Here is a 13,622-nt window from a genome sequence, read left to right on the forward strand (position 1 = left end):
CAGCCTACGAGGCGGCCTGGAGGCGAGGCGGGCCCGGGGCCACCGGCTCCGGGCCGCTCCGTCAGCCCACCGGGCTCGACCGCTGGTCGTCCGGGAGGGGACGGGTGTCGAGGTAGAACCACTCGGCGTCGGCGGTGGGCCAGGGAGAGGGCGGGGCCGAATCCCCCATGGACTCGCCCCACGGTTCCTCGGCCATGGCCGTGACAGGCCGTTTGGGCAGCGGCGCCTGGGCTTCTCCGGCGGGCGGCGCAGCGGCCCGGCCGCCGGCCGGTTTCGCCTCCCCCGGCATCAGCAGCTCCACCCGCAGCCCCAACCCCCGTTGCTGGGCGGTGAACTCCTCGACCTGGTTGCGGCAGGCGTGGTCCAGGTGGGTCACGCCGGTCAGGTCGAGCCGGATCCTCGGCTTCCCGGCCGCTGCGGCGGCCTCCAGCGCCTCGATCACCTTCGGCAGCCGCAGGAACGTCGCGTTGCCGGCCATGACGACCTTGGCCGTGTCGTCCTCGACGTGCTGGCGGATCGCGGTCTGGGACATGCGCAGCGCGGCCAGCACGATGCCCGCGGCGAGGCCGACCAGCACGCCCTCCAGCAGCGCGGTCACGACGATGACCAGGGTGGTCAGCGTCATCACCGCGAACTCGCCCTTGTCCTGCCGCCACATCTTCGGGAACTCGGCGGGCCCGAACAGCTTCCAGCCGCTGTGTACGAGGACACCGGCGAGCACCGAGATCGGGATCAGCGCGAGCACCTGCGGCAGCAGCAGCGCGAACGCGAGCAGCCACAGGCCGTGCAGGGTGCGGGAGAGCCGGGTCTTGGCCCCGGCCTGGACGTTGGCCGAACTGCGCGCGACGACCGCCGTGATGGGGAGCGCGCCGAGGATGCCGGCGACGGTGTTGCCGGCGCCCTGGGCGATCAGCTCGGTGTTGTAGCGGGTGCGCGGGCCGCTGTGCATACGGTCCACCGCGGCGGCCGTGAACAGGCTCTCGGCGGACGCGATGACCGTGAAGGTGAGGATGGCGGTGATGACCGCGCCGTCCGCGAGCCCGGCGAACTGCTCCGGCCCGGGCAGCGACACGGACGCGAGCAGATTGCCCACCTGGAGCGTCTTCACGTCCACGCCGGGCAGCGCGGCGACCACGATGCCGATGCCCACGGCGACCAGCGCTGCCGGGATCTTCCCGGCCGGGCCGGGCACCTTCTTCCACACGAAGCTGAGCACGATCGTGACGACACCGAGCAGGGTGGCGATCATCGCCTGCGGGTCGGTCAGGATCCCGGCCAGCAGTCCGGGGAGGCCGGCCATGTTCTCGAGCGCCGTGCCGGGTGCCTTGGCGTCGGCCATCGGATAGGCCTGGCTGAACATCAGCGGCACGCCGATGCCGGCCAGCATGCCCTGGACGACGGCGACCGAGATGGCCTGGAACATCCGGCCGAGCCGCACCAGCCCGAGGATGATCTGGAGGAGGCCGGCGAACAGCACGATCACGCCGAGCATGGCCACGCCGACCTCGGCGACGGTCTCGGCGACCAGCGCGGCGAGGCCGGCGGCCGGCCCGCTGACCTGGAGCGTGCTGCCGCGCGCCGCGCCGACGACCAGACCGCCGATCACCCCGGAGATGATCCCGAGTTCGGCGGGCACGCCGGAGGCGACGGCGACACCGATGCACAGCGGCAGGGCGACGAGGAAGACGACGAGCGAGGCGGTGATGTCGGTGACGAGGTCACCCTTGGCCCCTGCCTTGGCACCCCCGCCCTTCACACGGCCGATCAGCCCGCCCAGAACACCGGCCGCGCCACCCCCCGGGCCACCGGGTGGACCGCCGGGCCCCCGTCCCGCACCACCACCGGCCGAGTCCCACACCGGACCGCGACCGGAACCGCCGTACGAACCCCCCTCCGGCCCACCCGACCGACCGCCCGCCGCCGAGTCCCACGCGGGACCGCCACCGGGGCCACCCGCCGAGTCCCACGCCGAGTCACCGCCGGAGCCACCCGACCGACCGCCCCCAGCGCCCCCCGCCGACTCCCACACCGGGCCGCCACCCGGGCCACCCAACCGGCCACCCGCCGAACCTCCCGACCGGCCACGCGCAGCACCACCCGCCGAGTCCCACGCCGAGTCACCACCGGGGCCACCCGACCGGCCGCCCCCAGCGCCCCCTGTCGAGTCCCACGCCGAGTCACCGCCGGGGCCACCCGACCGACCGCCCGCAGCGCCCGCCGCCGAGTCCCACGCCGGGCCGCCATCCGGGCCGCCCGACCGGCTACCCGCCGAACCTCCCGACCGGCCACGCGCAGCACCACCCGCCGAGCCCCACGCCGAGTCACCGCCGGGGCCACCCGACCGACCGCCCCCAGCACCCCCCGCCGAATCCCCGACCAGGCCACCTCCGGGGCCACCCGACCGACCCCCCGTCAAACCGCCCGCCGGGCCGCCTGGTCCCCAGCCGGCGGAACCCCCCGCCGAACCACCTACCGGCCTGCCCGGCCCCCAGTCCGAAGCGCCCCCGTCGGAGCCGACCGCCCCCCAGTCCGCCGCGCCCTCCCCGCGGCCACCCGATCCCCAGTCCCCCGGGCCCTCCGTGAAGCCGCCCGCCTCCCAGTGCCCCGAGCCGTCCGCGGAGCCGCCCGTCCCCCAATCGGCGGCACCTGCCCCGGAACCAGCCGGCCCCCACCCCGCCGCGCCCTCACCGCGAGCGCCCGGACCCGCCGGGAAGCCGTCCGGCGCCCAGTCCCCCGAGCCCTCCGCAGCTCCCCCCTCGGAACGAGCCGACCCCCAGCCCCCCGCGTCTCCCGCAGGGCCGGTCTGCCGGCCACCCGGCGTGGCGCCGCCGCCCCGTACCCGCCCCCGCGCATGTGCCCCGCTCACGCGGCATGCACCCGGAAGGCGCCGTCGTCGCCGAGTTCGTAGACGAACCCCGTGTCGACCTCGTAGTACCAGCCGTGCAGCCGCAGCCGGCCCGAGTCGAGCCGCTGGCGCACCACCGGGTAACTCCGCAGCGCGGCCAGCTGGTTGACGACGTTCCCCTGGGACACCTCCGGCAGCGACGGGTCGTCCGGCGCGGACTCCAGTACGGGGGCCAGTTCGGGGCGGGCGATGTGGAGCCAGGCGTCCACGCCGGGCAGCGCGGACAGGTCGTCGCCGGACTTCAGCGCGCCCATCGCGCCGCAGTGTGAGTGACCGCACACCACGATGTCCTGAACCCCGAGGACTTCCAGTGCGTATTCGATGGTGGCCGCCTCTCCCGAGGCCCCGGGCCGTCCGTAGGGCGGCACGATATTGCCCGCGTTGCGCAGCTCGAATATCTCCCCGGGCCGTGCGCCCGTGATGAGTGCGGGTATGACCCGGGAGTCCGAGCAGGTGATGAACAACGCCTCCGGATATTGCCCTTCGGCCAGTTTCCGGTATTCGCCACTGTCGAAATCGACGCGCGTCCTGAACGTGCGGGCACGATCCAGCAATGCCTTCAACTCAGCCTCCTGAACTGCGGTTTCGCTCTGTTCACCCCACCGTAGACGGACGACCTACAACGGAAGGTTAAGCGAACTCCAGAGCCCGGCCAGGAATTGAACATTCTTTGTCCGGATACCCAGACGAACGGTCATCTTGTAGCGTGTGAACTCCAGGGCGGCAAATGCGAATTCACGCTGCCCGGATTCATGTCGGCTTCACGGAGAGACAGGACGTATGGGCCTACGAGTGCTGCTCATCGAGGACGACGAGACGATCGCCGAACCGCTCACCGAAGGGCTGGGCCACTTCGGGCTGACGGTCGACCACGTCGCCACGGGCACGGACGGGCTGAGAGGCCCGTACAACGACGTCGTCCTGCTCGACCTGGGACTGCCCGACATGGACGGCATCGACGTCTGCCGCGGCATCCGGCAGGTCTCGGACGTGCCCATCGTCATCCTCAGCGCCCGCGGCGAGGAGGCCGACCGCGTGCTGGGCCTGGAACTGGGCGCCGACGACTACCTGGCGAAACCATTCAGCGTGCGGGAACTGGTGGCCCGGGTCCGGGCGGTGACCCGCCGCACGCAACGCACACAGCAGGCGTTCCCGGAGCCGCCGGACACACCGGCCACACCGGCCACTCCGGCCACTCCGGCCACTCCGGCGACATCGCCGGTCACAGCAGCCGACCCCTCTGCCACACCGTCGTACGACCCGGCCCCCGACCCTCCGCACGACCCGGGCCCGCTCGTCGTGGACCGCCGCACCCGTCAGGTCTGGGTCGGCGACTCCCCGATACCGCTCACCCCCAAGGAGTTCGACCTGCTGGCGCTGCTCAGTGAGGACCCGGGCGCGGTCTACTCGCGCCAGCAGATCCTCGACCGCGTCTGGGATCCGCACTACGACGGCCCGACGAAGACGCTGGACGTCCATGTGGCCGCGCTGCGCCGCAAGTTGGGCCACCCGGCGTGGATCAGGACCCTGCGCGGCGTCGGCTTCCGGCTGGCCGTGCACACGGGGCCGAACGCCCCGCGGGTGGCCTCTCCATGACCCGTCGGCTGCTGATCAGCTACCTCAGCCTCGCCGCGCTGGTGCTGCTCTGCCTGGAGATCCCGCTGGGCTTCGTCTACTCGCGCGGCGAGCGGGAGCAGGTGGTCAACGCGGCGAAGGACGAGGCCGAGTCGGTCTCCGCCTACGCCGCGCTGTCCCTCGCGGCGGGGCGGGCCGAGCGGGACCTGCCCGCGCGGGTGGCGCACTGCGCGCAGCGCATCGGCGGGAAGGTGGTGATCGTCGGCGTCTCGGGCGTGCCGCTGGCCACCTCGCACCCGATGGACACCTCGGTGTCCGGCGCTCTGGCCGACCGGCCGGGCATCGCGGCCGCGCTGCGGGGCACCTCGACGGTGGACGTGCGCACCTCGACGATCGGCGGGGTCGAGTACCTGTCGGTGGCCGCGCCGGTCGGTCAGGAGGCCCGCCCGGTGGGCGCCGTGTGGCTTACGGTGCCCACGCGGACGGTGCACGAGCGGGTCCACCACGTGTGGCTGCTGCTCGCCCTGGGCGGACTGGCCGTGCTGACGGCGGTGGCCGTGGTCGGCTTCGCCTTCGCCCGCTGGGCCGGCCGGCCCATCCGCGAACTGGAGCAGGCGACGCACGAGTTGGGAGAGGGCAGCGGCCGGTTCACCCCGGTGACGATCACGAAGGGCCCACCGGAAGTACGGAGTCTGGCGGCGGCGTTCAACCGCACCGCGGCCCGCTTCGCCCATCTGCTCGCCTCCCAGCGGGCGTTCGCCGGCGAGGCCTCGCACCAGCTGAAGACCCCGCTCGCGGCGCTGCGGCTGCGCCTGGAGAATCTGGAGCCGGACGTCGCCGCCCGGGCCCGGGGCAGTCTCACCGCCGCCGTCACGGAGACGGACCGGCTCGCCCGGATGGTCGAGCACCTGCTGGCGATGGCCCGGCTGGAGGAGCACGCGGCGATCCCCGCCACCGTCGACCTGGGCGCGGTCTGCGCGGAACGGCACCGCACCTGGCAGCCCCTGTTCGCACGGGAGGACGTCTCCCTCGTGCTCTTCGGGGGCAGTGTCGGCCCGGTGCTCGCGGTGCCGGGGGCCGTCGAGCAGATCATGGACAACCTGCTGTCCAACGCCCTGCGGGCGTCCCCGCCCGGCAGCACCGTCACGATCGAGCTGCGGATGCCGGCCCCGCCCCGGCGCGCCCTGCGCGACAGCCGCCCCCGCTGGGTCGACCTGCACGTCACCGACGAGGGCCCCGGCATGACGCAGGAGCAGCGGGCCCGCGCCTTCGACCGTTTCTGGCGCGCCCCGGGCGCGCCCAAGGGCGGCTCGGGACTCGGCCTCGCCCTGGTGCAGCGCCTCGCCCACGCCAGCGGCGGCGAGGCGACCCTGCACGCGGCGGCGACGGGCGGCCTGGACGTGGTGATCCGGCTGCCGTCCGTACGACCACCGGCCGAGGGACACCCACCGGGCGCCGACCGGCCGAGGGGCGGCCGGAGACGGGAGGCCCCGGCGCTGCCCGCGTGAGCCTGCCGCCCCACGGTCACGAGTTGTCCACGCTCCGTCAACCCTGCCCGCTTAGCGTCCCTCCCGCCTCCCCCCGCGCACAACCCTGCCGTCGACCGGCGGCAGGGCGGTACGGCACCTCTTGGAGTGAGAGTGGAACGTCGTAGCCTCCTGCGTGCGGCCGTCCTCGGCGGCACTTCGGCCGCCCTGGGCGGAACCCTGTGGCGCGGCGCCGCGTACGCGGCTCCCGCCCAGCCCGGCGCCGGCCCCTACGGGCCGCTGGGCTCCCCGGACGCCAACGGCATCAGACTCCCCAGCGGCTTCACCAGCCGGGTGATCGCCCGGTCGGGCCAGCGGGTCGGGACCACCTCCTACACCTGGCACAACGCCCCGGACGGCGGCGCCTGTTACGCCGACGGCACGGGCTGGATCTATGTCTCCAACTCCGAGATCAACCCCTCGGGCGGCGCGAGCGCGGTGAGGTTCTCCTCGACCGGGGCGATCACCGGCGCGTACCGCATCCTGTCCAACACCCGCCAGAACTGCGCCGGCGGCAAGACGCCGTGGAACACCTGGCTGTCCTGCGAGGAGGTCGACCGCGGCTACGTCTTCGAGACCGACCCCTGGGGCGCCAAGGCCTCCGTCCGCCGTGACGCGATGGGCCGCTTCAAGCACGAGGCGGCCGCGGCCGATCCGGTCCGCCAGGTCGTCTACATGACGGAGGACGTGACGGACGGCTGCTTCTACCGCTTCCGCCCGACGACATGGGGCGACCTCTCCTCCGGCACGCTGGAGGTCATGGTGGCCGGCAGCGGCACGAGCGGCCCGGTCACCTGGGCCCGGGTCCCCGACCCCTCCGGCGCGACCGCCACCCGCAGCCAGGTCTCCGGCGCCAAGCGCTTCAACGGCGGTGAGGGCTGCTACTACGCGAACGACACCTGCTGGTTCACCACGAAGGGCGACAACCGCGTCTGGCAGTACAACGCCGCCGCCCAGACCATCGAACTCGCCTACGACGACTCCCTGGTGAGCGGCACGGCCCCCCTCACCGGCGTCGACAACGTCACCGGCGCCGCCTCCGGCGACCTCTTCGTCGCCGAGGACGGCGGCAACATGGAGATCTGCGTCATCACCCCCGCCGACGTGGTCGCCCCGTTCCTCCGCATCGACGGCCAGTCCGGCTCCGAGATCACGGGCCCGGCCTTCTCCCCCGACGGCACCCGCCTGTACTTCTCCAGCCAGCGCGGCACCAGCGGCAGCTCCTCGGGCGGCATCACCTACGAGGTGAAGGGCCCGTTCCGCGCATAGCCGCACCACCCCGCTTCACGTGACCATCACAAAATGGTCACCTCTCCCCCACCCGGGGGTGCGCGGACCTACGGTCATCCCCTCACGTGCCACCACTGGGGGGATGACCATGACCAATCCGTACACCGGCCCGCACAACAACCCGTATCCCGTGCCGCCCGCGCCGCAGCCCGCCCGCCCGGCGCCCCGCTGGGCACGGAAGCGCTATGTGCTGCCCGCCCTCGGCCTGGCCTGGTTCATCGGTGTCGGTATCGGCGCCTCCGGCGACACGACGGCCGACGTGAAGCCCGCGGCCGCCAAGCCGCAGCCGACGGTCACGGTCACCGCGACCGCCACCGCCACCGCGACACCGCTCGCGAAGAAGCCGGAACCCGCTCCCACGGTCACCGCCACCAAGACCGTCAGAGCCACCACCACGGTCACCGCACGACCGGCCGCGGGCGGCGGCTCCGACGACAGTGGTTCGGGCGGTTCGGGCGGTTCGGACGGCTCGGCGGACGTCTACTACGCCAACTGCGACGCCGTCCGTGCCGCCGGCGCCGCCCCCATCCGCCGCGGTGAACCCGGCTACGCCTCCCACCTGGACCGTGACGACGACGGGATCGCCTGCGACACGTGACACGAGTACGCGGTGACCATCCGCGCGTCCGGCCGTTCCACCGTTCGGGCAGCTCGTCCCGGGCTGCCCGGACGACGGAAGGAACACCACCGTGGACACGACCGTGCCCGCCACCGACGTACCGCGCGTGCTGCCGCGCGACGAGTGGGTCAGGACGCTGCCGCAGACCATCGTCGCCTCGTGCGTCCTGCTCCTCGACGCCGAGGACCGGATGCTGATGCTGCGCTACGCCGGGGACGAGCCCGGTGCCGGGCTCTGGGGGCTGCCGGGCGGCATGCTCGACCACGGGGAGGACCCCCTCGGTGCCGCGTGCCGGGAGCTGCACGAGGAGACCGGCATCGTCCTGGACCGGGAGCCCCGGTTCATCGGCTACGACCACCGGGCCGACGTGAAGGGCACGGGCCCGGTGATCGACTTCTACTTCCACGGCGGCCGCCTCGCCCCCGGACAGACCGTCAGGCGCAGTCGCGAACACGACCAGGACGGCCTGTTCGCCCTCGCGGACCTGGAATCCACCCCACTGGCTACGCCGCTGCCGGCCCTCACCGCCCTGCACACGGCCGCCCTGACCGGAACCGTCGTATGCCTGCGGGAAGGTCTGCAGCAGTGAGAGCCCCCCAAGGCCCTTGCCTCCCGCACCCGGTCCTGATGGATCAGCACGTCGAAGCAGCGGCCCAGCGCGATGTCGAACCAGTTCCGCTCCTCCGGGTAGGCGGTGCCGACACTGCGGGTGGGCCGGCCGTCAGCCGGCGTCCTCGATCTCGATGTCCAGGATCTCCGCAAGCCGGGACAGCCCCTCGATGGCACGCTCCTTGTGGGCGGACACGACGCGGGTGCGCTCGGCCGGTGGCAGATGCCGGTCGGCCTCGGCGAGGAGGTCCGCGTACTCGCCGAGCACCTGGACGGCCAGGTTCGCGAGCTGTCCCGCGCTCCGGTGCACGGGGTCGTCCGGGTTCAGATCGGCTTCGAAGATCTCCAGTGCCTCGTCCAGGTGCGAACGACGGCCTGTGCTCAGGGTGCCCGGGGCCGGCTTGGTGTCCATGCCCCAGTGTCCCGCACAACCCGGCAGGAGCCGGAAGAGCGGGGCGGCACCTCCGCACAAGGTGCCGCCCCGCTCTCCTCCGTGCTCCGGAGCCGCCGCGATCGGTGAGGGTGGTCGGGGACCGCCGACGGCTCCGGGTTCTCGAGTGGCCCTGCACGGGCCACGGGTCTACCGGTGGTCGCTGCCCTGCGACTGGACCGCCGCCCGGCCCGCCTCCAGCCGGGCCACCGGGATGCGGAAGGGGGAGCAGGAGACGTAGTCGAGTCCCACCTCGTGGAAGAAGTGGACCGACTCCGGGTCGCCGCCGTGCTCGCCGCAGACGCCGAGCTTGAGGTCGGGGCGGGTCTCGCGGCCGGCCTTGGCGGCGAGCTTCACCAGGGAGCCGACGCCGTCCTTGTCGATCGTCTCGAACGGGGAGACGCCGAAGATGCCCTTCTCCAGGTACGCGGTGAAGAAGCTGGCCTCCACGTCGTCCCGGGAGAAGCCCCACACCGTCTGGGTCAGGTCGTTCGTGCCGAAGGAGAAGAACTGGGCGGCCTCGGCGATCTGGCCGGCGGTCAGGGCGGCGCGCGGCAGCTCGATCATCGTGCCGATGGACAGCTTGAGCTGCGTGCCCGAGGCCGCCTCGACCTCGGCGATGACCTTGTCGGCCTCCTCGCGCACGATCTCCAGCTCCTGCACCGTGCCGACGAGCGGGATCATGATCTCGGCGCGCGGGTCGCCCTTGGCGGCCTTGCGTTCGGCGGCGGCCTCGGCGATCGCCCGGACCTGCATGGTGAACAGGCCGGGGATGACCAGGCCGAGGCGCACGCCGCGCAGGCCGAGCATCGGGTTCTGCTCGTGCAGGCGGTGGACCGCCTGGAGGAGGCGGAGTTCGTTCTCGTGCGGCTCCTGGCGGGACTCCGCCAGGGCCACGCGGACCGACAGCTCGGTGATGTCGGGCAGGAACTCGTGCAGCGGCGGGTCCAGGAGGCGGACGGTGACCGGGAGGCCGTCCATCGACTCGAAGAGCTGGACGAAGTCCTGCTTCTGGAGCGGCAGCAGCTCCTTGAGGGACTCCTCGCGCTCGGCCTGGGTGTCGGCCAGGATCAGCCGCTCCACCAGCTCGCGCCGGTCGCCGAGGAACATGTGCTCGGTGCGGCACAGGCCGATGCCCTGGGCGCCGAAGCGGCGGGCCCGCAGCGCGTCCTCGGCGTTGTCCGCGTTGGCCCGGACGCGCAGGCGGCGCTTGCGGTCGGCGAACGCCATGATGCGGTGGACCGCCTCGACGAGCTCGTCGGCGTCCTCGGCACCGGCGTGCATCCGGCCCTCGAAGTACTCCACGACCGGGGACGGCACGACCGGTACCTCGCCGAGGTACACCTTGCCCGTCGAGCCGTCGATGGAGACGACGTCGCCCTCCTCTACGACGTGCCCGCCCGGCACGGTCATCCGGCGGCGCTTGGTGTCGACCTCCAGCTCCTCGGCGCCGCAGACACAGGTCTTGCCCATGCCGCGCGCGACCACGGCCGCGTGGGAGGTCTTGCCGCCGCGCGAGGTCAGGATGCCCTCGGCTGCGATCATGCCGTCCAGGTCGTCGGGGTTGGTCTCACGGCGGATCAGGATGACCTTCTCGCCGGAGCGGGACCACTTGACCGCCGTGTAGGAGTCGAACACGGCCTTGCCGACCGCCGCGCCCGGCGAGGCCGCGATGCCCCGGCCGACCGTCTCGACCTTCGCGCTCTCGTCGAAGCGCGGGAACATCAGCTGCGCGAGCTGGGCGCCGTTGACGCGGGTGAGCGCCTCGGCCTCGTCGATCAGGCCCTGGTCCACCAGCTGGGTCGCGATGCGGAAGGCCGCGCCCGCGGTGCGCTTGCCGACCCGGGTCTGGAGCATCCACAGCACACCGCGCTCGATGGTGAACTCGATGTCGCAGAGGTCCTTGTAGTGGTTCTCCAGCGTCTCCATGATCTGCATCAGCTGGTCGTACGACTTCTTGTCGATCTGCTCCAGCTCCGCGAGCGGCACGGTGTTGCGGATGCCCGCGACCACGTCCTCGCCCTGCGCGTTCTGCAGGTAGTCGCCGTAGACGCCCTGGTGGCCGGAGGCGGGGTCACGGGTGAAGGCGACGCCGGTGCCGGAGTCGGGGCCGAGGTTGCCGAAGACCATCGAGCAGACGTTGACGGCCGTGCCGAGGTCGTGCGGGATGCGCTCCTGGCGGCGGTAGAGCTTGGCGCGGTCGGTGTTCCAGGAGTCGAAGACCGCGTGGATGGCGAGGTCCATCTGCTCGCGCGGGTCCTGCGGGAAGTCCCGGCCGGCCTCGGTCTTGACGATCTTCTTGAACTTGGTGACGAGCTTCTTGAGGTCGGCCGCCTCCAGTTCCGTGTCGACGGTGACCTTCTTGGCCGCCTTGGCCGCTTCCAGCGCGTCCTCGAAGAGCTCGCCGTCGACGCCGAGGACGGTCTTGCCGAACATCTGGATGAGGCGGCGGTAGGAGTCCCACGCGAAGCGGTCGTCGCCGGCCTGCTTGGCCAGGCCCTGCACCGACTTGTCGGAGAGGCCGATGTTGAGGACGGTGTCCATCATGCCCGGCATGGAGAACTTGGCGCCCGAGCGCACCGAGACCAGCAGGGGGTCGTCGGCCTGGCCGAGCTTCTTGCCCATGCGCTGCTCCAGCGCGTCGAGGTGCGCACTCACCTCGTCACGCAGTGCCGCCGGCTCCTCGCCGCTTTCCAGGTAGACCTTGCACGCCTCGGTGGTGATCGTGAAGCCGGGCGGGACCGGAAGGCCCAGGTTCGTCATCTCGGCGAGGTTCGCGCCCTTGCCACCGAGGAGGTCCTTGAGGTCCTTGTTGCCCTCGGTGAAGTCGTAAACGAACTTCACGCCCTCAACACTCTTACCGTGCTCAGCTACGTGGGGATCTTTGTTTTCCGACACGGGTCTCGACTCCTCGAGGACGCGGTGGCTGCCCTGACGGCGAGGAACATACCCAGATCAAAGGCTTCTGGGTACGTCCACTCGCGCGTCATACGCCTGTAACCACTCGTCCGCCAGTGGATCGAAAGTCAAGGCTCGGCAAGCGATCACAGCCGTATGTTTTCACTTCTTGAACGCACGAACCTCCGTTGAGCCCGCCTCACGCTCATATGAGCGGCGTTCAGCACGCTTGATTTCGCTCGATGAACGATCAAAGGGTGGCACTCAGTGCCAGTCTTTGGAGAAGTGCAGCCGCTCAAGATCCGCTCATCTGAGCGCAACCCTTATCAAGGGTGGCGAGAATCACGCTGCCACAGCCGACGAGATTTCACCATGCGGACGCGTCCCGGGGGCGAAATGTCCCGGTCACACCCCGAGCGCGCGCAGCCGCTCCTCGACCCGCTCGGGGGCGTAGAGATGCTCCACGACCATCGCCCCGGCCCCGACCAGCCCGGACCGCTCGCCGAGCCGTGCCGTCACGATGTCCAGGTGGGCGGTGGAGCGGGGCAGCGCCCGCTGGTAGAGCAGTTCGCGCACGCCCGTGAGGAACGGGGTTCCGGCCAGATCCCCGGCGATCATCAGCACCCCGGGGTTGAGCAGCGTCACCACGGTCGCCAGCACGTCCCCGACCCGGCGCCCGGCCTCCCGGGCGAGGCCGACCGCGTCGGGATGGCCGGACGCCAGCAGGTCCCGCACGTCCGAGCCGGAGGCCGCCGGCACCCCGGCCTCCGCGAGCCGCCGCGCCACCGCCCCGCCGCTCGCGATGGCGGCCAGACAGCCGTAGGAACCGCACCGGCACAGCGTCTGGGTGCCCTCCGGCACCCGGATGTGCCCGATGTCCCCGGCGCCCCCGTCGATGCCCCGGAACACCGCCCCGTCCACCACGACCCCGGCGCCGATGCCGGTGGAGACCTTGACCAGTACGAAGGCGGAGCAGTCGGGATAGCCGGTGCGCTGTTCGCCGTACGCCATGAGGTTGGCGTCGTTGTCCACCAGCACCGGCACGGCGGCGGCGCCCGTGTGCTCGGTGAGCGCCCGGGCCAGCCGGCTCCTTATGTCGTAGCCGTCCCAGCCGGGCATCATCGGCGGCTGGACGACGCGGCCGGTCTCGGTGTCGACCGGGCCGGGCACGGCGAGCCCGACCCCGCACACCGAATCGGCCCCGCGGCCGGTCTTCTCCAGCAGCTCGCCGAACCAGCGGCCGAGTTCCCCCAGCACGGCGTCCGGCCCGTCCTCGACGACGAGGGTGCCGGAGTGCTCGGCGAGGATCTCGCCGCTCAGCGACAGCACGGCCGCCCGCGCGTGCCGGGTGTCGAGGTCGGCGGCCAGGACCACCGCGTGCTCGTCGTCGAACTCCAGGGTGATGGAGGGGCGCCCGCCCAGCGGGGAGTCCACCGGCCCCACGGCGCCCTCGCGCAGCCAGCCCGCGCGGAACAGCCGGTCCAGCCGCTGCCCGACGGTGGCCCGCGACAGCCCGGTCGCCTGCTGGAGCGCACCCCGGGTCACGGCGCGGCGACTGCGCACCAGTTCGAGCAGTTCCCCGGCACTCGCCTGGCCGGCACCTCGTCCCGTTCTGACGGGCCGTCCGGTCATGCACACCCCCTTGTGTTTCTCAACCTTGCCTTACATAGTGGGTTTTGCGTGTTAAATAGACGTAACCCCACGGTAGCCGCAGCCGAACCGGTCGGCCGGACGTCTTTCCGGAGAGCCCCGAGTGGACAGCATTGCCCA

Annotated in this window: 10 protein-coding genes; 5 read left to right on the forward strand and 5 right to left on the reverse strand. The window is 72.2% G+C overall.

From position 1 onward, the window contains the following. Positions 1-61: 61 nt before the first annotated feature. Both ACH4G3_RS07645 and ACH4G3_RS07650 read right to left on the reverse strand, forming a co-directional pair. Positions 62-1,756: a SulP family inorganic anion transporter gene (locus ACH4G3_RS07645; protein WP_397623630.1), complete on the reverse strand. Its 1,695-nt coding sequence runs from the start codon at positions 1,754-1,756 to the stop codon at positions 62-64. A 1,106-nt stretch (positions 1,757-2,862) separates the two neighbouring features. Continuing rightward, positions 2,863-3,468, reverse strand: a complete 606-nt coding sequence (locus tag ACH4G3_RS07650; RefSeq protein WP_397623631.1) for a carbonic anhydrase — start codon at positions 3,466-3,468, stop codon at positions 2,863-2,865. A gap of 217 nt (positions 3,469-3,685) precedes the next feature. Between ACH4G3_RS07650 and ACH4G3_RS07655 the strand changes: the two genes are divergently transcribed. The 5 genes from ACH4G3_RS07655 (at position 3,686) to ACH4G3_RS07675 (ending at position 8,504) form a co-directional block, all read left to right on the forward strand. After that, on the forward strand, positions 3,686-4,501 hold the full coding sequence (locus ACH4G3_RS07655; RefSeq protein WP_397623632.1) for a response regulator transcription factor: 816 nt from the start codon (positions 3,686-3,688) through the stop codon (positions 4,499-4,501). Beyond that, positions 4,498-5,988 carry a sensor histidine kinase gene (locus ACH4G3_RS07660; RefSeq protein ID WP_397623633.1) on the forward strand — a complete coding sequence of 497 codons (1,491 nt, stop codon included), beginning with the start codon at positions 4,498-4,500 and terminating at the stop codon, positions 5,986-5,988. The genes ACH4G3_RS07655 and ACH4G3_RS07660 overlap by 4 nt, the downstream gene beginning before the upstream one ends. Before the next feature lie 132 nt (positions 5,989-6,120). Beyond that, the gene (locus tag ACH4G3_RS07665; protein WP_397623634.1) at positions 6,121-7,275 is read left to right on the forward strand and encodes an alkaline phosphatase PhoX; all 1,155 of its coding nucleotides are present in this window, start codon (positions 6,121-6,123) and stop codon (positions 7,273-7,275) included. Positions 7,276-7,384: 109 nt separating this feature from the next. Next, a complete protein-coding gene (locus tag ACH4G3_RS07670; RefSeq protein WP_397623635.1) occupies positions 7,385-7,894 on the forward strand; it encodes an excalibur calcium-binding domain-containing protein in 510 nt (169 codons plus the stop codon). A 91-nt stretch (positions 7,895-7,985) separates the two neighbouring features. After that, the gene (locus tag ACH4G3_RS07675; protein WP_397623636.1) at positions 7,986-8,504 is read left to right on the forward strand and encodes an NUDIX hydrolase; all 519 of its coding nucleotides are present in this window, start codon (positions 7,986-7,988) and stop codon (positions 8,502-8,504) included. A gap of 132 nt (positions 8,505-8,636) precedes the next feature. Here the strand turns inward: ACH4G3_RS07675 and ACH4G3_RS07680 are convergent, their stop codons facing one another. From ACH4G3_RS07680 to ACH4G3_RS07690, 3 genes are all read right to left on the reverse strand, one after another. Beyond that, positions 8,637-8,936, reverse strand: coding sequence for a hypothetical protein (locus ACH4G3_RS07680; protein ID WP_397623637.1), 300 nt, complete (start codon positions 8,934-8,936; stop codon positions 8,637-8,639). A 168-nt stretch (positions 8,937-9,104) separates the two neighbouring features. Next, positions 9,105-11,852 (reverse strand): pyruvate, phosphate dikinase, encoded by a 2,748-nt coding sequence (gene ppdK / locus ACH4G3_RS07685; protein WP_029181336.1) that lies wholly within the window; start codon positions 11,850-11,852, stop codon positions 9,105-9,107. A gap of 405 nt (positions 11,853-12,257) precedes the next feature. Continuing rightward, complete coding sequence (locus ACH4G3_RS07690) at positions 12,258-13,484, reverse strand: ROK family protein (protein WP_397623638.1); 1,227 nt, start codon at positions 13,482-13,484, stop codon at positions 12,258-12,260. Between the last annotated feature and the right edge of the window lie 138 nt (positions 13,485-13,622).

It is taken from the genome of Streptomyces afghaniensis (genome assembly GCF_044327915.1).
Lineage (GTDB): Bacteria > Actinomycetota > Actinomycetes > Streptomycetales > Streptomycetaceae > Streptomyces > Streptomyces afghaniensis.

Coding starts and splice junctions, on each gene's coding strand:
- ACH4G3_RS07655 (WP_397623632.1), top strand. CDS start 3,686: ATGGGCCTACGAGTGCTGCTCATCGAGGACGACGAGACGATCGCCGAA.
- ACH4G3_RS07660 (WP_397623633.1), top strand. CDS start 4,498: ATGACCCGTCGGCTGCTGATCAGCTACCTCAGCCTCGCCGCGCTGGTG.
- ACH4G3_RS07670 (WP_397623635.1), top strand. CDS start 7,385: ATGACCAATCCGTACACCGGCCCGCACAACAACCCGTATCCCGTGCCG.
- ACH4G3_RS07680 (WP_397623637.1), bottom strand. CDS start 8,936: ATGGACACCAAGCCGGCCCCGGGCACCCTGAGCACAGGCCGTCGTTCG.
- ACH4G3_RS07690 (WP_397623638.1), bottom strand. CDS start 13,484: ATGACCGGACGGCCCGTCAGAACGGGACGAGGTGCCGGCCAGGCGAGT.